Genomic DNA, 17,280 nt, shown 5'->3' on the forward strand with positions numbered 1-17,280 from the left:
ACCGGTCTCCGTCCGCTCACTGGGAGCCCCGGAACGCCGGGCCCTCCACGACGAGTCCGGCGACCAGCGCGCCCGACATGCCCGCGTGCGGGAGGCCCCCGCCGGGGTGCGACCAGCCGCCGACCGTGAACAGTCCCGTCGTACGCGTGCCGTTCGCCGGATGCAGGAGCCGCCCTTCGGCCCCCGCCAGCGCCGGCACCGGAACGGCGCCGTCCGCCACACCGGTGTCCGCCGCGACCTCGGCCGGGGTGCGCACCTCGCGCCACACGAGACGCTCGCGCAGGTCCGGGACCGCACGCTCGGCGACGTCGACCAGGTACTCGGCGTGCAGGTCGGACACCTCCCTCGCCGCCCGGTCCGACTCGCCGCGCAGGGCGGGCACCACCGCCGTCAGCGTGACCGCCTCGTACCCCGGGTCCGGGACCAGGGCCGGGTCGTCGGGCCGGAGCACCGTCACCGTCGGCCCCGCGGCCGGCCCGGGCCCGGCGCCGAACACGCCGTCCAACTCGGCGTCGCGGTCCCGCGCGTGCACCACCGTCCGGTGCGCCGTGCCCTGGGGACGGCCGCCCCGCAGCGCCAGGAACACCGTCAGCCGGCTCGCCGCACCGCGCTGCGGCGCCACCTCGCCGCCGCCCCGCACCGCCGCGCCCCCGCCGAGACGCTCCAGTACCGCCGGCGCCACTCCGGCGATCACGAACTCGGCCTCGTGCACGGCACCGTCGGCCAGCTCGACACCCGCCGCCCGGCCGTCCTTCGCGACGATCCCCGCGACCTCGGCGTCGAAACGGAACTCGACCCGGCGGGCCAGGCACCGCTCGTACACCGCCCGCGCCAGCTCCCGCAGACCGCCGCCGCGCACGTACCACATGCCGAAGGCGTACTCCATGTACGGCAGAACGGCGGCGTTCGCCGGGGCCGTCCGGGGATCCAGGCCGTAGGCGAACGCGTGGCTCTCCAGGAGGGCGGCGAGCCGCGCGTCCCGCAGCTCCCAGGCGCCGACCTCGGCGAGCGTCCCGGCCCGGCGGGTGCGCAGCAGGCGCCTGTGCTCGACCGCGGGATAGGGCTCGCGCTCGGCCAGCACCTTCCAGTTCGGCCACAGGGGCTCCTCCAGGAGGGGGCGCCGGGTGCGGTCCCAGGTCTCCCGGGCCCGCACCAGGAAATCGCCCCAGCGCTGCGCCGCGGCCGAACCGAGCGCCGCCTCCAGGGCGTCGACGACGCCGGCCCGCGACGCGTTCGGCAGCGAGACCTCCGTGCCGTCCGCGAACACGTGCCGTGACGACGGGTCGACCTGGACCAGGTCGACCCGGGACTCCAGCGGCTCCCTGCCGGTCTTGACGAACAGGTCGCGCCAGACCGCCGGCAGCGGCAGCAGACCGGGGCCGGTGTCGAAGCGGAACCCGTCCCGCTCGAAGCGGCGCAGCGCCCCGCCGTACGTCGCCGTCCGCTCGTACACCGTCACCCGGTGGCCCGCGACGGCCAGCCGGGCGGCGGCCGCCATCGCGCCCATCCCGGCGCCGATCACCGCAATCCGTGCCATGCCAGGGACTTTATCCGCCGCCTGCGGCCACCCGGTCCCAGGGGCCGTCGGGCCGCCCACCAGCGGTGACGGCCGGCGACGGACCGGAGCCGAGCACCACGGCGGGCGGACGCGCGACCGGTCGACGGCCCGCCGCGATGAGCCGGGGTACGCACGCCTGAGTATCCGTACCCAGCCCGCCATATGAGTACGGGCGCGGATGGGACCCGGCCCGGGCGGACGGGAGAGTGGAGGCACGGAGAGGGGCACGGCTCCCCACCCGGCGACACGGGGCGCCGGAACGGAGCCGGGCCCGCGATCCGCTCCTTCCGCCGGCCGAGGCCGGTGGAAGCGAGGCACGGGGGAGCCCGGGGGGACGACCTGGAAGGGGTGTTCCACAGGGGGACGTACGGGGGAGAAGGCGCCGGTCCGACGGTGGCCCGCGGGGGATGCGGCCACCACGGACCGGCGTTCTTCGTGTGCGACCGGCGTCCCGGTGCGGCCGCGCCTCAGGGACGGCCGCTCACACGCCCCTGGAGCAGCCGGGACAGGGCCGAATGCACGTCGTCGAGGGAGCGCTCCGGCTGGAACGACTTCCAGTCCAGTGCGGCCACCAGGACCATGCCGACCAGTGCGGCGGCGGTCAGCGGCACGTCGATCTCCTCGCTGAACTCACCGCTGGCCACGCCCTCGCGCAGCACCCCCTCCACCACCGCGACGGCCTCCTGCCGTACCACCAGCAGCGTCGACTGCCAGGCCCGGTTGGTGCGCCACAGCTCGGCCACGTAGAGCTGGGTGAAGGCCGGGTAGCGGTCGATGAAGGCGAGCCCCGCGCGGATCATCGCGTCCAGCGCGTCGACCCGCCCGAGGCCCTCCCGCGCGGCCTGCTCCGCCGCCTGTCGCAGCGACGCGGTGAGGAGCCCGACCCCATGGCGCAGCAGCTCTTCGAAGAGGACGGACTTGCTGGCGAAGTTGTAGTAGACCGTGCCCTTCGCCACCCCGGCGCGTTCGGCGATCTCGTCCACCGTGGTGGCGGAGAAGCCCTGCTCGGCGATGAGGGTCACGGCCGCCTCGTAGAGCTTCTGCCGGGTGGCCTCGCGGCGGCTGCTGCCCCGCGAGGTGGTGCTGCTGCTTTCCATGGTCCCGATTGTCACAGCACCGCCTCCGTAGCCTTCACCGGAGGGTTCACCGGGCCGTCGGCTCCGGGAGGGAGCCGGCCGGGCGTCCACACCGGCCGGCGGCGGGCCGACGGCGCGGTCGGCGCGAGGGCCGTTCGCGGTGAACGCGGCGAGCCCCATGCACGCGCGTGCCCCGCGGGTTCTGGGCCGCCGCCCGTGACGAGCCTCCTGCGGGCCTCGACGACGCGGCTCGGTGCCGTCGACACCGAGCCACCGGGGGCGGCCGATCGGGCGCGGCTGCGCGTCGGCGGGGCGTCGGACGCGGCCCGACTCGGCGCGGAGGTGCTGCCCGAGGACGCCCGGACCGTCGGCCCGAACGCACGAGCGAGGCAAAAGCCCTGGTCAGATCGGATTGTCAGTGGCATACCTCACGATGGGCACATACGGCACCACGTCACCGTGCGTGCCGTCACGGAGACGACAGGAGGATCGTCATGGCCCACTCGTCCGCAGCCGCCGCCCGGCGGCGCCGCGCAGCCGGCCCTGCACCCTCACTCACCGGACCGGCGAGCGACGTACACCCCGTGCTCCGCCGGACGACCGCCCCGCCGGCCGCCCTCGACCTGCTCGCCCAGGCCAGGGCCGGCCTGGAGGAGGCCACCACCCTCGAAACGCCGAACGAGCGTTACGCGACGGCCCATCTCGCCGCACTGCGCACGGCCGCCGCGGTGCTCGCCGCGCGAGGCCGTCCGGAGACCACCCCACGAGCCCGGGCCCGCATCCGCAGCGCCTGGGAGGTGCTCCCCGAGATCGCGCCCGAGCTATCCGACTGGAGTGCGCTGTTCGCTTCGGGCGCCCGGCGCCGGGCGCGGGCCGAGGCGGGCATCCAGGGTGCGGCGGGCAGCCGGGACGCCGACGACCTGATACGCGACGTGGCGATGTTCCTGCGCCTCGTGGAGCGGATGCTGGTCCTCCAGCCGGTTCTTCCCCAGCCCCGCGCCGACGCGGACCACTCCGACGCCGTCCACCCCGGCGTGGTCCCCGCGGACGCGGACCACGACGACCCCGGCCGTGCTGTCCTCCCTGGTCGTCCCGGGAGCGAACGCCGGGGCCCCGGCGTGCCGGGCGCGGACCCGCCGGGGAGCGGCCGGGCGGGCCGGCACCTGCCGGACACGGGGTGAGGGCCCGGGGGAGCGGCGGCACGGGGTGATCGGCCGGCGTACCGGAGGCAATAGGGTGGGAAGCGCCTGAAGCCTGCCCCTTCCCGCACCGGGCCGGGGCGGCAGCCCGTTCGCTCCGCCCGTGCCGAGGCGGTGCCGCGCCGAGGAGTCAACTGCCGTGTCGGACCCGATGCGCCCGCCCGTCTCCCCCCACCGCCCCCACACGGCGTCGCCGCGCTCCGAGCCCTCACGTTCCCGCGCCGCCCTGCGTACCGCCGTGGTGTGGGACGTCCTCCAGGACGCCCTCGACCGCCGGGTCAAGGCCACGGGGCGCCAGGCGCTGGACGTCCTGGACACCGGCGGCGGCAGCGGCAACTTCGCGGTGCCCGTGGCGCGCCTCGGCCACCGCGTCACCGTCGTCGACCCGAGCCCCAACGCCCTGTTCGCCCTGGAGCGCCGCGCCGCCGAGGCCGACGTCGCCGACCGGGTGCGCGGCGTCCAGGGAGACGCCCACGGCCTCTTCGACGTGGTCGAGCGCGGCGGCTACGACGTGGTGCTGTGCCACGGCGTCCTGGAGTACGTGGACGACCCCGTGGAGGGTATCCGCAACGTGGTCGCCGCCCTGCGCGCCGAGGGCGTCCTCAGCCTGCTCGCCGCGGGCCTCGGCGGTGCCGTGCTCGCGCGCGCCCTCGCCGGCCACTTCACGGAGGCCCGGCAGGCCCTCGACGACCCGGACGGCCGCTGGGGCACGGGTGATCCCGTTCCGCGCCGGTTCACCGCCGAACAGCTCACCGGACTGGTCGAGGCCGCGGGGCTTCGCATCGGCGCCGTGCACGGCGTGCGGGTCTTCGCCGACCTCGTGCCCGGGGTGCTGGTGGACACCGAGCCCGGCGCCATGGACGCCCTGCTGAGGCTCGAGGCCGCGGCGGCCGAACTGGCCGCCTTCCACTCCGTGGCCACACAGCTCCATGTGCTCGGTGAGACCCGAGGGACCCAGGAGACCTGAGAGCCAGGCGGGGTACGGCGCTGATCAGGGCCGCGACTGCAGATGGAGTACGCCACAGGCCCCCCGAACGGGAGCCGGTCGCCGTATGATCGAGGGAGACCGTCCGGCATGACGGGTCGGCCGCTGGGGAATGGGAACTTCAGCGAGCCGGCACGGCCATGACGGAGACCGGTTGGCCAATTGGCGTAGAGGGGCGGGTTTCACGGGGGCGATTCCCTGCCTATCCTGAAGGGACCCCCCCCGGGTCGCCCCGGCGACTGCACGATGAGGAGGACTCCGTGCCGCTCTCGGAGCACGAGCAGCGCATGCTCGAGCAGATGGAGCGAGCGCTGTACGCCGAAGATCCCAAGTTCGCGACAGCGCTCGAGGGAAGCGGGCTGCGTACGTACACCCGGCGACGGGTCTACCAGGCGGTCGCGGGCTTCCTCGTAGGTATTGCGCTCCTCATGGCCGGTATGGTCGCCCAGCAGGTCTGGCTCAGTGTGGTGGGCTTCCTCGTCATGCTGGGTTGTGCGGTCCTCGCCGTGACCGGCTGGCGCAAGGCCCCGAAGCCGGGCGAGCAGGCCGCCGCCGGTGCCGGACCACAGGGGCGCCGTCAGGGGCGGCAAAGACGCTCCATGATGGATCGCATCGACGAGCGCTGGCAGCGGCGTCGGGACGAGCAGCAGGGCGGCCAGTAGCTCCCCGGAGGCCGCTCACCAGGATCACTGCGTGAGGGGGTGATCACCGATCGGTGGTCACCCCCTCACGCGTACCCGTGTGTGCCCTGCGAGCCCGCCCGTGGGCGGCGCGCTCTGGGGTCCCGGGCCGTCCAGCGGGCCCCCTCCGGCGAGCCGGTCGGCGGTCGGCCAGATGACCGAAGTCGGCCGGAACCCCCGCTTCCGCGGGCTCCGGCCCCGCCCCGCCCTTCCGCCACGGCGGCGAGCGCCGCCGTTCGCGCGACTCCGCGACCCCGCGACCCCGCGACCCCGCGCCGTGGTGACTCCGCGCTGCCCTGACTCGGCGCCGCTGTGACTCCGTGACTCCGCGCCGCTGTGACTCCGTGTCGCCGTGCCAGGCTCAGCCCTGCTGCCCCGACGCCTTCCGCAGCGTCGGCCGGGCCGCCGCGACCCGCTTTTTCAGGCCAGTCCACCAGTCCGACGCCGCCCAGGCCACCCGTACGGACGAACGCGGGGCACATCGTGCGCGCAGCCGCGTGCCACGGCTGACCCCGGTCCGCAGACCGGCGCTCGCCCGGCGCACGTCCTCCGTGAGACCCGCGGTCGGGCGCGGGCGGGGCGCGTAGAGAGCCTGCTCCACGGCATCCGCCACCCGGTGCACCGACGCCGTGGCCGCCGGATCGAGCCGTCCGAGCCGGACGATGCGGGCCGCCGCCCCGCGCGGGGTCTGCGACTCCTCCGGCGGGATCCCGAGGTCCCACGCCGTGTCGGTCAGCTCCTGCCAGACCGTCAGGGCGTGCGGCCCCGCGTCCGCCTCGGTACGGCCGTGCGCTCCCAGCCGCACCGACCGGACGCGCTGCCGCCACAGCATCGGCGCCAGCGGGACCAGCAGCACCGCGAGCCCACCCAGCGCCCAGGCCAGTACCGCGTACCACTTCGAGCCGTTCCCGCCCGTGACCGGCGCCGCCACCGCGGACTCGCTCGCGCAGGCGTCCAGCTTCTTGTCCTGGGCCGAGCAGGTCTCGCTCGTCGAGGGCGCCGCCGACGGCTCCGTCTCCGCGTTCCGGGACGGCAGGGCGGGGTCCGGCACCGAGCTGTCCGGCGTATCCGCCACGGTGTACGAGGGGGTCGAGCCACGGGTCGGCGTGGGCTCGAAGCGGGTCCAGCCCACGCCCTCGAAGTACACCTCGGGCCAGGCGTGCGCGTCCCGCAGCCCCACCGACACCGAGCCGTCCGCCTGCGGGGAGCCCGGCGCGAAGCCGACCGCGACCCTGGCCGGTATGTCCAGGGAGCGGGCCATGGCGGCCATGGCGAAGGAGAAGTGGACGCAGAAGCCCTGCTTGTCCCGCAGGAAGCGGGCGATCGCCTCCGAACCGCTGCCGACCTTGACCTGGGTGTCGTACTCGAAACCGCCGTTGAGCGCGAAGTACTCCTGGAGCCTGACCGCCTGCTCGTAGGGGTTCGCCGCGCCGGCCGTGACCTCACGGGCCGTCTGGGCGACCACGGCCGGCAAGGAGTCCGGCAGCTCGGTGTACTCCCGCTTCAGCGCCGTCGGCGGCTGCGACGCCGCGGCGAGCTGGTCCGCCGTGGGCTGCACGTTCAGGCTCCGCACCTCGTACGTCAGCCCGCGCGTGTTCTGTCCGTGGTCGCCGACCAGCGTCATGCCGACGGGTTCGTAGCGCCAGTTGCCGGCGACGCGTACGCCGCTCGGCGGGTACGGCATCGGCAGCCAGTCCTGGGCGTACCAGTCCGCGGCCGAGATGGTGGCCCGGCTCTCGACCCGCCTGATCCCGGGGCCGAGACCGACCGGCGTGGGGAACGCGCCGTCCGGCACGGCGGTGATGTGCCGCTTGGACGGCTTCCAGGTGGTGCCGTCGAAGTCGTCCAGCGAGACGATGCGCAGGTACAGGTTCGATATGTCGTTCGAGTCCGTGTCGACGGAGAGGACCTGCCGGTTCTCGTCGACGTTGAGACTGTCGCGGAGGGAGACCAGCGGGTTCACGGCGGAGATCGTGCCCCCGTCCCCGGTGCCGGAGCCGACGCCCGTCCTGGCGCTGTCCAGCAGCCCGCCGTCCATCGCGGGCAGGGCGAGCGGCACCACCAGGGCGACGCCCAGGGCGAAGGCCCCGATGCGCCGCCCCGTGCGGACCGGGGCGACCGCGCCGCCCTGCTCCTGGCCGGGGGTGCGCGGTGCGCCGCCGAAGACCCGGCCCCACTGGGCGAGCCGGTCGCGCCCTTCGGCCAGGAGCAGCATCAGGTAGCCGGCCGCCGCGACCAGGAACCACAGCCAGTCGGCGCCCCCCTCCGACAACCCCGCGGCCACCGAGTAGAGCGCGAGCAGCGGAAGCCCGGCCGGGGCCGCGCTGCGGAAGGTCACCGCGAGCGTGTCGACCAGCAGCCCGATCACCAGGACACCGCCGACCAGCATCAGCCGGATGCCGTCGGACGTCAGCGGCGCCGGGATCGCGTACCGGGCGATGTCGTCCCCGCCCTGCTGCAGCAGGGCGGCGAAGCGCTGGAAGGCCTGTGGGCCGGGGACCAGGCCGGCGAGCGCCTGCTGCCGGGCGAAGACCAGGGTCAGGAGCAGCAGCGCGGCCAGAGCCTGCACGGCGACGGTCAGCGGCCGGGCCAACGGCACCCGGCGCGCCGCCGCGCCCACTGCGGACTGGACCGCCAGGAGGAACGCCGCCTGCAGGATCCAGGTGGCCGGATCGACCAGCGGCAGCATCGCGCACGCCGCCATCAGCGTGGCCGCCCACGCGCACAGGGTCAACCGCGCCCGCCCGCTCATCGCGTCCCCTCCCCGCCGGTGGCCCTGGCCGGGCCGGGGTGCCGGTGGTGTGCCGGTCGCCGGTGCCGACCGGGTGTGTCCGCCCCCGCGCACAGGGTCAACCGCGCCCGCCCGCTCATCGCGTCCCCTCCCCGCCGCTCGCCGTCATGAGCCCGGAGCGTTCGCGGTCCGCCATGCGCCACACTTCCTCCAGTGGGGCGCCCCGCGGGACGCCCACCGCGGTCCAGCCCGCCTCGCGCAGCATGCGCACCCGTTCCTCCCGCCCGCCCGAGGCGTCGGTGTCGCCGGCCGCCTCCCGCGTCCAGGTCCCGCTGTCCAGGACGAAGGCGACGGCGCCACCGCTGCGCTGCCGCATCCGGGCGGCCACCGTGGCCTGCTCCTCGTCCAGATCGCCGAAGAACGCCACCAGCAGCCCCTCGCTCCCGCCGCGCAGCACGTCGTACGCCCGCGACAGGCCCGTACCGTCGGAGTGGTCGATCACGGCCAGGGTGTCCATCATCAGCCCGGCCGTGTCGGCCGTGCCCTGGCTCGCGCCCGCGAAGCCGTCGGCGCCCTCGCCGGGCACCGAGTCGCCGGTGTCGGTGAGCAGCCGGACGGAGAACTGCCGCTCCAGCATGTGCACCAGCACGGACGCCGCGCCCGACACCGCCCACTCGAAGGCGGAGTCGGGTCCCGCGCCCTCGAAGGCGAGGCCCCGCGTGTCCAGGAGCACCGTGCAGCGGGCCCGCTGCGGCTGCTCCTCGCGGCGCACCATCAGCTCGCCGTAGCGCGCGGTGGAGCGCCAGTGCACGCGGCGCAGGTCGTCGCCGTAGCGGTACCCGCGGGGGATCACGTCGTCGTCGCCGGCCAGCGCGAGCGAGCGCTGCCGCCCCTCGCCGTACCCCCTCGCCTCGCCGCTCAGCCGCACCGGCGGCAGCGCCTCCACGCGCGGGACGACGGTCAGGGTGTCGTACGCGGAGAAGGAGCGGGTCAGCTCGCACAGCCCGAACGGATCGGTCAGCCGCAGTTGCAGCGGCCCCAGCGGGTAGCGGCCGCGCAGGTCCGAGCGGACCCGGTAGGACACTTCGCGGCGCCCGCCCGGCTCCACCCGGTCGAGGACGAAGCGGGGGCGCGGTCCGAGCACGTAGGGAACGCTGTCCTGGAGCATCAGCAGACCGGTGGGCAGCCGCGAGACGTTGTCGACGCGCAGGTGGACCCGGGCCTCGCTGCCCGCGGGCACCCGCTCGGGGGAGAGCCGGCGGCTGCCCGCCACCCGGTGGCGGGTGCGGTAGAGCACGGTCGCGCAGACCAGGGGCAGCACGCTCAGCAGCAGTCCGACGCGCAGCAGGTCGCTCTGTCCGAGGACGTAGGCGCAGACCGCGGCGGCGACGCCGGCGGCGAGGAAGGAGCGTCCGCGGGTGGTCAGACCGGCCAGGGCGGTGCGGATGCCGCCGCGCTCGCCCGGGTCGTCCTCCGCCCCGCCCGCCCCCCCGGTGTCCATCACAGCCTCCGTGGCGGCTGCTGGCCGTACGCCGGTGCGCCGCGGCCCATGCCGAAGCCCGTCTGCTGCTGGGGCGTCGCGGGCACCGGGGTGCGCCGCAGGATCTCGTGGACGACCTGCTCGGCGTTGCGGCGGTTGAGCTGCGCCTGGGCGGTGGGCAGCAGGCGGTGGGCCAGGACGGCGACCGCGAGGGACTGCACGTCGTCCGGCAGCACGTACTCCCGGCCGCTCAGGGCGGCGGACGCCTTCGCCGCGCGCAGCAGATGCAGCGTGGCGCGCGGCGAGGCGCCGAGTCTGAGGTCCGGGTGGACCCGTGTGGCGGCGACCAGGTCCACGGCGTACCGCCGGACCGGCTCCGCGACGTGGACGCCCCTGACCGCCTCGATCAGCTTGAGGATCTCGTGCGCGTGCGCCACCGGCTGCAGGTCGTCCAACGGGTTCACCCCGCCGTGCACGTCGAGCATCTGCAGTTCGGCGTCCGGGCTGGGGTAGCCGATGGAGACCCGCGCCATGAAGCGGTCGCGCTGGGCCTCCGGCAGCGGGTAGGTGCCCTCCATCTCGACCGGGTTCTGCGTCGCCACCACCATGAAGGGGCTGGGCAGCTCGTAGGTCTGCCCGTCGATGGTGACCTGGCGCTCCTCCATGGACTCCAGCAGCGCGGACTGGGTCTTGGGCGAAGCGCGGTTGATCTCGTCGCCGATCACCACCTGCGCGAAGATCGCGCCCGGCTTGAACTCGAAGTCCCGGCGCTGCTGGTCCCAGATGGACACCCCGGTGATGTCCGACGGCAGCAGGTCCGGCGTGAACTGGATCCGGCGCACGGAGCAGTCGATCGACCGCGCCAGCGCCTTGGCCAGCATGGTCTTGCCCACCCCCGGGACGTCCTCGATCAGCAGGTGTCCCTCGGCCAGCAGCACGGTCAGGGAGAGCCGTACGACCTCGGGCTTGCCCTCGATCACGTCCTCCACCGAAGCGCGCACGCGCTCGACGACGGCGGTCAGTTCGTCCCCCACCGTCGCATACGCTCGGTCGGGGGCGCCCCCATGGCTCGCCTGGTCCTCATAGGTCGTCACCCGGCCCTCCTCGGCCTTGCCCGCGCTCCCTGGGAAGCGGGGGTACCCCAACTTGCCGACCGGCCCCTTGCACCGCGGACCGGCCCACCCCGAATCACGGACGCCGCGCCGAAAAAGTTCCGCACGACACCACTTTCCGCATTGTCGCTGCCGTTACCGATTCGTGTCACTCGCCTGTGGACAACTGCCCGCGACATGTCCGGCCTTGCGGCCTTTGTCGCACTTGTGCGGCGGGAGTCGTCGGGCGGTCGACCGGATCAGGCGGGGGTGACCTCGTGGAGCCGTCCCGTCTTCACGTCGAAGACGAAGCCGCGGACGTCCTCGCTGTGCAGCAGGAAGGGCGAGGTGCGCACCCGCTCGATCGACTGCCGCACGTCCTGCTCGACGTCCCGGAAGGACTCGACCGCCCACGCGGGACGCTGGCCGACCTCCAGCTCCAGCTCGTGCCGGAACTCCTCGGTGAGGGACTCCATCCCGCAGTTGGTGTGGTGGATGAGGACGACGCTGCGCGTCCCGAGCGCCCGCTGGCTGATGGTGAGGGAGCGGATCACGTCGTCGGTCACGACGCCGCCCGCGTTGCGGATGGTGTGGCAGTCGCCCAGATTCAGTCCGAGCGCGGCGTGCAGGTCGAGACGGGCGTCCATGCAGGCCACGATGGCGACGCGCTGGACCGGCCGGGCGTCCATCCCGGGATCGGCGAACTCGGTGGCGTAGCGACCGTTCGCCTCGACGAGCCGGTCGGTGACGGAGCCGCCGACGGGGGACTCGGAGCCTGCGGGAACTGATGCAGAAGTCGTCATAACCATGACGTTACTGTTCACCGGCGCCCCGGACCCCTCGGGAAGACGGACAAAGAACGTCATCACGGTGTGGTGTGAGCCACTCCACACACCCCGCACGGCTGCCTCCGTACGAGTGAAGTACCGCACCGCGGCGATTCGTCCCCGACCGTCCGCGACGCGCAGGCCCGTTGATTGACCGGGCGACAGGGTGGACTAAAGTGACGCGAAGCGGGAGGCGAGGCTCTCCCTGCTGGACTGAAACCCCGGAGACCTGGACGACGTCCCGCCAGATCTCCCCACGTGCGCGGCGCGTACGTACGGCTCGGCCTCCTCCCGCTCCCGGCCGGCCGACGCTTCCGGCGCCGGCAGGCCTCCCCCTCACGAGCGAACGGGAGGGGACCCGGCGGTGCGTGACGCCCTGCCGACCCGAGAGGCCGCCCCACTTGAGCCAGAGTCGACACGTCCCGGTGATGCTCCAGCGGTGCCTGGACCTGCTGGCGCCCGCCCTGACGGAGCCGGGCGCCGTGGTCGTCGACTGCACGCTGGGGCTCGGCGGGCACAGCGAGGCCCTCCTCCGGCGCTTCCCCGAGGCCCGGCTCGTCGCCCTCGACCGGGACAAGGAGGCCCTGCGCCTGTCCGGTGAGCGGCTCGCCCCGTACGGCGAGCGCGCCACCCTCGTGCACGCCGTCTACGACGAGCTGCCCGACGTGCTCGACCGGCTCGGCCTCCCGCGCGTCCAGGGCGTGCTGTTCGACCTCGGCGTCTCCTCCATGCAGCTCGACGAGGCGGACCGCGGTTTCGCCTACGCCCAGGACGCCCCGCTCGACATGCGGATGGACCAGACGACCGGCCTGAGCGCCGCCGAGGTCCTCAACACCTACCCGCCGGGCGAACTCGTCCGCATCCTGCGGGCCTACGGCGAGGAGAAGCAGGCCAAGCGGATCGTGTCCGCGATCGCGCGGGAGCGCGAGAAGGAGCCGTTCAGCAACAGCGCCCGCCTCGTGGAGCTGATCCGCGCCGCCCTCCCGCAGGCCGCCAAGCGCACCGGCGGCAACCCGGCCAAGCGCACCTTCCAGGCCCTGCGCATCGAGGTCAACGGCGAGCTGTCCGTGCTGGAGCGGGCGATCCCGGCCGCCGTCGAGGCCCTCGACGTGGGCGGCCGGATCGCCGTCCTGTCGTACCACTCCCTGGAGGACCGGCTGGTCAAGCAGGTGCTCGCGGCCGGTGCGGCCAACACCGCGCCTCCCGGACTGCCGGTCGTGCCCGAACGTTACGCGCCCCGGCTCAAGCTGCTCACGCGCGGTGCCGAACTTCCCACCGAGGAAGAGATCGCCGAGAACCGGCGGGCGGCACCGGCCAGACTGCGCGGAGCCCAGCGCATCAGGGAGTCCGTCGGGTGAAGCGAGTGAGGCAGGCCAGGCACGGGCGCGGACGGCCCGCCCGGAGCGAGGGGAGGGCGCGTGGGTAGGAAACCCGAACTGAAGGGGAGGGCGGCCCGGCTGGCTCAGCTCTTCCCGTCCGGCGGCGCGCGCGGCCAGGCGGCCCGCGCGCCCTTCGTCCTCCTCGTGGTCGTCCTCCTCGGCGGCGGCCTCATCGGGCTCCTGCTGCTGAACTCGGCCCTGAGCGAGGGGTCCTTCCAGCTGGACGACCTGAAGCAGGAGACGAAGGAACTCACCGACGAGGAGCAGGCGCTCCAGCGGGACATCGACGCCTACTCCGCCCCCCGCGCCCTGCAGCGCCGCGCCCGCGAGCTGGGCATGGTACCCGGCGGCGACCCCGCCTTCCTCGCCCCCGACGGCACCGTCAAGGGCTCGCCGAGCCCCGCGCCCTCCGCGGCCACCCCGCTGGTCGTCGCCCCCGAGGCACTGACCGCACCGCCCGGCTCCGGTACGTCCGCGACGGACACGTCCTCCACCGGCGCGTTGCCCGCCGCCGCGCCCCCGACCACCGGGCCGTCCGGCCCGGTCCCCGGTGCGGCGACCGACCCGACCCCGACTCCCGGCAGGTGACGGAAGTGTCCGACAGGGAACCGCCGCGCCGCCGCGTGCCCGGACCCGCGAGGCCCGTCCGCCCCGGCGGACGGCGGCAGCCCGGCCCCGGCGCCCGCCCGGCCCGCCGGCCGGGGCCGCCCCGGCCGGCCGCGTCCCGCGCCATCCGGCTGGGCAGCCCCCGGCCCCGGCTGCGCCTGATCGGCCTCGCGCTGACGCTGGTGCTCTGCGCGTTCGTCGTACGGCTGCTCCAGGTGCAGGCCGTCGACGCCGGCACCTACACCGCCAAGGCCGAGCAGAACCACTACGTCGTCCACAAACTGCCCTCCGAGCGCGGCGGGATCACCGACCGCAACGGCGTCGCCCTCGCGTCCACCGTGGACGCCTACGACATCACCGCCGACCCCACCCTGTTCACCCGTGAGCAGCTGAAGGTCGACGACGGTCCCGAGCAGGCGGCGGCACTCCTCGCGCCGATCCTCGGCGTGAACCAGGAGGACCTGGTCGACCTGCTCCGCCCCGAGAACGAGAAGCTGCGCTACGTGGTCCTCGCCCGTCGGCAGACACCGCAGGTCTGGAACCAGATCAAGGACCTGAAGACCGCGCTCGCCAAGAAGACGGAGACGGACAAGTCGGCGGTCAACGTCCTCGCGGGCGTCCTCGCCGACCCCAGCAGCAAGCGTGTGTACCCCGGGGGCGACCTCGCCGCCGGCATCCTGGGCTGGGTCAACGCCGACGGCGAGGGCGGCGGCGGCCTCGAACGGAAACTGGACAAGACGCTGGCCGGCAAGGACGGCGAGATCCGGTACGTGCAGTCCGGCGGCCGTCAGGTGCCCACCGCCGGCTCCACCGAGACGCCCGCCGTGCCCGGAAGCGACGTCGAACTCACCATCGACCGAGACATCCAGTGGGCCGCGCAGGAGGCGATCAGCGAGCAGGTGGAGAAGTCCCAGGCGGACGGGGGCTACGTCATCGTCCAGGACACGGCCACCGGCGAGATCCTGGCCATGGCCAACTCACCCGGCTTCGACCCGGCCGACCTCGCCCACGCCGACCCGGACGCGCTCGGCAACGCAGCCCTCCAGGACGCCTTCGAGCCCGGCTCCACCGCCAAGGTGATGTCGATGGCGGCCGTACTGGAGGAGAACGCCGCCACGCCGACGACCCACCTCACCGTCCCCAACCGGCTCAAGCGCGGCGACCGGCTCTTCAAGGACGACGTCGACCACCCCACCTGGTACCTCACGCTCAACGGCGTACTCGCCAAGTCCAGCAACATCGGCACCATCATGGCCACCGGCGAGCTGGGCAAGACGCAGGCCGAGGCCAACAAGGTGCTCTACGACTACCTGCGCAGGTTCGGCCTCGGCGGTTACAGCGGGCTCGGCTTCCCCGGCGAGACCAAGGGCATCCTCGCACCGCCCGACCAGTGGTCGACCTCGCAGCAGTACACGATCCCTTTCGGCCAGGGCGTCTCCGTGAACGCGCTGCAGGCGGCCTCCGTCTACTCGACCATCGCCAACGGCGGCGTCCGCGTCGAGCCCACGCTCGTGCGCGGCACGAAGGAGGGCGACGACCGCTTCACTCCGGCTCCCGAGCCCAAGAAGACCCGAGTGATCAGCGAGAAGACCGCCAAGACCCTCGCGCAGATGCTCGAGTCCGTCGTCGACGACGAGGAGGGCACCGGCACCAAGGCCCGCATCCCCGGCTACCGGGTCGCGGGCAAGACGGGGACGGCCAACCGGGTGGATCCGGCCACCGGCCAGTACAAGGGATACACCTCGTCGTTCGCCGGGTTCGCCCCCGCCGACAAGCCCCGCGTCACCGTCTACTGCGCCATCCAGAACGCCACCGTGGGCAGTTACTTCGGCGGCCAGATCTGCGGCCCCATCTACAAGCAGGTCATGGCGTTCGCCCTGAAGACCCTTCAGGTCCCGCCGACCGGAGCCGCCCCCGCGAGGCTCCCGGTCACCTTCCGACCCTGACCGGACCGAGCCAGTACCGAGCCAGCGCCGTTTCAGTACCGAGCCACCAGGAACCACCCGTGACAACGATCACCCCCGAGCCCGGGAACCAGAGCAGCCCCCGCCCCTCACTTCGCCCGGAAGCGGGTACGCCCGGTACGCTCACCGCCGTGCCACACGCTGATCAGTCCCAAACCACCCAGAAGGGCCACCCCGTGACCTACCCGGGACCGCCCCGGCCGGCGCAGAACCCCGCCACACCCCTCGTGGAACTCGCCGGCCAACTGGGTCTCACCGCGCCGGACAGCACCGCCACCGTCACGGGCATCACCCATGACTCGCGCGCCGTACGCCCCGGCGACCTGTACGCCGCCCTGCCCGGCGCCCGTCTCCACGGCGCCGACTTCGCCACCCAGGCCGCCGGCCTCGGTGCCGCCGCCGTGCTGACCGACCCGGCCGGCGCGGAGCGCGTCGCCGCCGCCGGTCTGCCGGCGCTCGTCGTCGACGACCCGCGCGCGCGGATGGGCGAGCTGGCGGCCACGATCTACGGCCACCCCGGCCGCGACCTCCTCCAGATCGGCATCACCGGCACCTCCGGCAAGACCACCACCGCCTACCTCGTCGAGGGCGGCCTGCGCACGTCGAAGTCGACCGGCCTGATCGGCACGGTCGAGATGCGCATCGGCGACGAGCGCATCAAGTCCGAGCGCACCACGCCCGAGGCCACCGACCTCCAGGCCCTGTTCGCGGTGATGCGCGAGCGCGGCACCGAGGCGGTCGCCATGGAGGTCTCCAGCCACGCCCTGGTGCTCGGCCGGGTCGACGCCTGCGTCTTCGACGTCGCGGTCTTCACCAACCTCAGCCCGGAGCACATGGAGTTCCACTCCGGCATGGAGGACTACTTCCAGGCGAAGGCGCAGCTCTTCACGCCGGAACGCAGCAGGCTCGGCGTGGTCAACGTCGACGACGAGTACGGGCGCCGCCTCGCGAAGGAGGCCACCGTCCCGGTCGTCACCTACTCCGCCGAAGGGCACCCCGACGCCGACTGGCGCGCCGACGAGGTCGTGGTCGGCCCGCTGGACTCGACGTTCACCGTGTTCGGCCCCCGGGGTGAGCGCATCGCCGCCAGGTCGCCGCTGGCCGGCCCGTTCAACGTGGCGAACACCCTCGCCGCGATCGTCGCCCTCGCCGCCGCCGGCCTCGACCCGCAGACCGCGGCCGACGGCATCGGCGCGGTGCCGGGCGTGCCCGGCCGCCTGGAACGCGTGGACGAGGGCCAGCCGTACCTCGCGGTGGTCGACTACGCCCACAAGACCGACGCCGTCGAGTCCGTCCTGCGCGCCCTGCGCAAGGTCACCGAGGGCAAGCTGCACGCCGTGCTCGGCTGCGGCGGCGACCGGGACACCACCAAGCGGGAGCCGATGGGCGCCGCCGTGGCCCGGTTCGCCGACACCGCCGTACTGACCTCCGACAACCCCCGTTCCGAGGACCCCCTCGCGATCCTCGCCACCATGCTCCAGGGCGCGGCCTGTGTGCCCGCGCACGAGCGCGGCGAGGTCCAGGTCTTCGAGGACCGGGCCGCCGCGATCGCCGCCGCCGTCGCCCGGGCCGAGCCCGGCGACACCGTGGTGGTGGCGGGCAAGGGCCACGAGCAGGGCCAGGACATCGCCGGGGTGGTCCGTCCCTTCGACGACCGCCAGGTGCTCCGCGAAGCCATCCAGAAGACCCAGGGATGAAATCCCG

General features: G+C 74.1%; 13 protein-coding genes. 7 read left to right on the forward strand and 6 right to left on the reverse strand.

All coding sequences use genetic code 11. The features are described from left to right. Positions 1-16 precede the first annotated feature (16 nt). Entirely contained in the window at positions 17-1,537 is a 1,521-nt protein-coding gene (locus ACVV2G_RS02245; RefSeq protein ID WP_453840823.1) for a phytoene desaturase family protein, read from the reverse strand. A gap of 488 nt (positions 1,538-2,025) precedes the next feature. Next, entirely contained in the window at positions 2,026-2,655 is a 630-nt protein-coding gene (locus ACVV2G_RS02250) for a TetR/AcrR family transcriptional regulator (protein ID WP_453840824.1), read from the reverse strand. A gap of 473 nt (positions 2,656-3,128) precedes the next feature. Here ACVV2G_RS02250 and ACVV2G_RS02255 point away from each other — a divergent pair, with 473 nt between their 5' ends. From ACVV2G_RS02255 to ACVV2G_RS02265, 3 genes are all read left to right on the forward strand, one after another. Further along, positions 3,129-3,815 carry an SAV_6107 family HEPN domain-containing protein gene (locus ACVV2G_RS02255; protein ID WP_453840825.1) on the forward strand — a complete coding sequence of 229 codons (687 nt, stop codon included), beginning with the start codon at positions 3,129-3,131 and terminating at the stop codon, positions 3,813-3,815. Positions 3,816-3,972: 157 nt separating this feature from the next. Beyond that, positions 3,973-4,800, forward strand: a complete 828-nt coding sequence (locus tag ACVV2G_RS02260; protein WP_453840826.1) for a methyltransferase — start codon at positions 3,973-3,975, stop codon at positions 4,798-4,800. 278 nt (positions 4,801-5,078) lie between these two features. Further along, the gene (locus ACVV2G_RS02265) at positions 5,079-5,480 is read left to right on the forward strand and encodes a spore wall synthesis complex protein (protein WP_453840827.1); all 402 of its coding nucleotides are present in this window, start codon (positions 5,079-5,081) and stop codon (positions 5,478-5,480) included. A 379-nt stretch (positions 5,481-5,859) separates the two neighbouring features. Here the strand turns inward: ACVV2G_RS02265 and ACVV2G_RS02270 are convergent, their stop codons facing one another. The 4 genes from ACVV2G_RS02270 to ACVV2G_RS02285 all read right to left on the reverse strand — a co-directional run bounded on the left by ACVV2G_RS02270 (position 5,860) and on the right by ACVV2G_RS02285 (position 11,609). Beyond that, positions 5,860-8,250: a transglutaminase TgpA family protein gene (locus ACVV2G_RS02270; RefSeq protein WP_453840828.1), complete on the reverse strand. Its 2,391-nt coding sequence runs from the start codon at positions 8,248-8,250 to the stop codon at positions 5,860-5,862. A gap of 115 nt (positions 8,251-8,365) precedes the next feature. Further along, complete coding sequence (locus ACVV2G_RS02275; RefSeq protein ID WP_453840829.1) at positions 8,366-9,730, reverse strand: DUF58 domain-containing protein; 1,365 nt, start codon at positions 9,728-9,730, stop codon at positions 8,366-8,368. Next, a complete protein-coding gene (locus tag ACVV2G_RS02280) occupies positions 9,730-10,803 on the reverse strand; it encodes an AAA family ATPase (RefSeq protein ID WP_453840830.1) in 1,074 nt (357 codons plus the stop codon). Before ACVV2G_RS02280 ends, ACVV2G_RS02275 begins: the two co-directional genes overlap by 1 nt. A gap of 257 nt (positions 10,804-11,060) precedes the next feature. Beyond that, positions 11,061-11,609, reverse strand: a complete 549-nt coding sequence (locus ACVV2G_RS02285; protein WP_453840831.1) for a beta-class carbonic anhydrase — start codon at positions 11,607-11,609, stop codon at positions 11,061-11,063. Positions 11,610-12,028: 419 nt separating this feature from the next. Between ACVV2G_RS02285 and rsmH the strand changes: the two genes are divergently transcribed. The 4 genes from rsmH to ACVV2G_RS02305 all read left to right on the forward strand — a co-directional run bounded on the left by rsmH (position 12,029) and on the right by ACVV2G_RS02305 (position 17,273). Then, on the forward strand, positions 12,029-12,985 hold the full coding sequence (gene rsmH, locus ACVV2G_RS02290) for a 16S rRNA (cytosine(1402)-N(4))-methyltransferase RsmH (protein WP_453840832.1): 957 nt from the start codon (positions 12,029-12,031) through the stop codon (positions 12,983-12,985). Positions 12,986-13,045: 60 nt separating this feature from the next. Further along, complete coding sequence (ftsL, locus tag ACVV2G_RS02295) at positions 13,046-13,594, forward strand: cell division protein FtsL (protein ID WP_453840833.1); 549 nt, start codon at positions 13,046-13,048, stop codon at positions 13,592-13,594. Then, entirely contained in the window at positions 13,591-15,558 is a 1,968-nt protein-coding gene (locus tag ACVV2G_RS02300; protein ID WP_453840834.1) for a peptidoglycan D,D-transpeptidase FtsI family protein, read from the forward strand. The genes ftsL and ACVV2G_RS02300 overlap by 4 nt, the downstream gene beginning before the upstream one ends. Positions 15,559-15,752: 194 nt before the next feature. Beyond that, complete coding sequence (locus ACVV2G_RS02305) at positions 15,753-17,273, forward strand: UDP-N-acetylmuramoyl-L-alanyl-D-glutamate--2,6-diaminopimelate ligase (protein WP_453840986.1); 1,521 nt, start codon at positions 15,753-15,755, stop codon at positions 17,271-17,273. Positions 17,274-17,280 lie beyond the last annotated feature (7 nt).

The organism is Streptomyces sp. JK94 (assembly GCF_053613315.1).

Bases quoted from the DNA above. Each gene is read 5' to 3' on its own strand.
- ACVV2G_RS02245 (WP_453840823.1), bottom strand. From the start codon at position 1,537: ATGGCACGGATTGCGGTGATCGGCGCCGGGATGGGCGCGATGGCGGCC.
- ACVV2G_RS02250 (WP_453840824.1), bottom strand. From the start codon at position 2,655: ATGGAAAGCAGCAGCACCACCTCGCGGGGCAGCAGCCGCCGCGAGGCC.
- ACVV2G_RS02255 (WP_453840825.1), top strand. From the start codon at position 3,129: ATGGCCCACTCGTCCGCAGCCGCCGCCCGGCGGCGCCGCGCAGCCGGC.
- ACVV2G_RS02270 (WP_453840828.1), bottom strand. From the start codon at position 8,250: ATGAGCGGGCGGGCGCGGTTGACCCTGTGCGCGTGGGCGGCCACGCTG.
- ACVV2G_RS02275 (WP_453840829.1), bottom strand. From the start codon at position 9,730: ATGGACACCGGGGGGGCGGGCGGGGCGGAGGACGACCCGGGCGAGCGC.
- ACVV2G_RS02285 (WP_453840831.1), bottom strand. From the start codon at position 11,609: ATGGTTATGACGACTTCTGCATCAGTTCCCGCAGGCTCCGAGTCCCCC.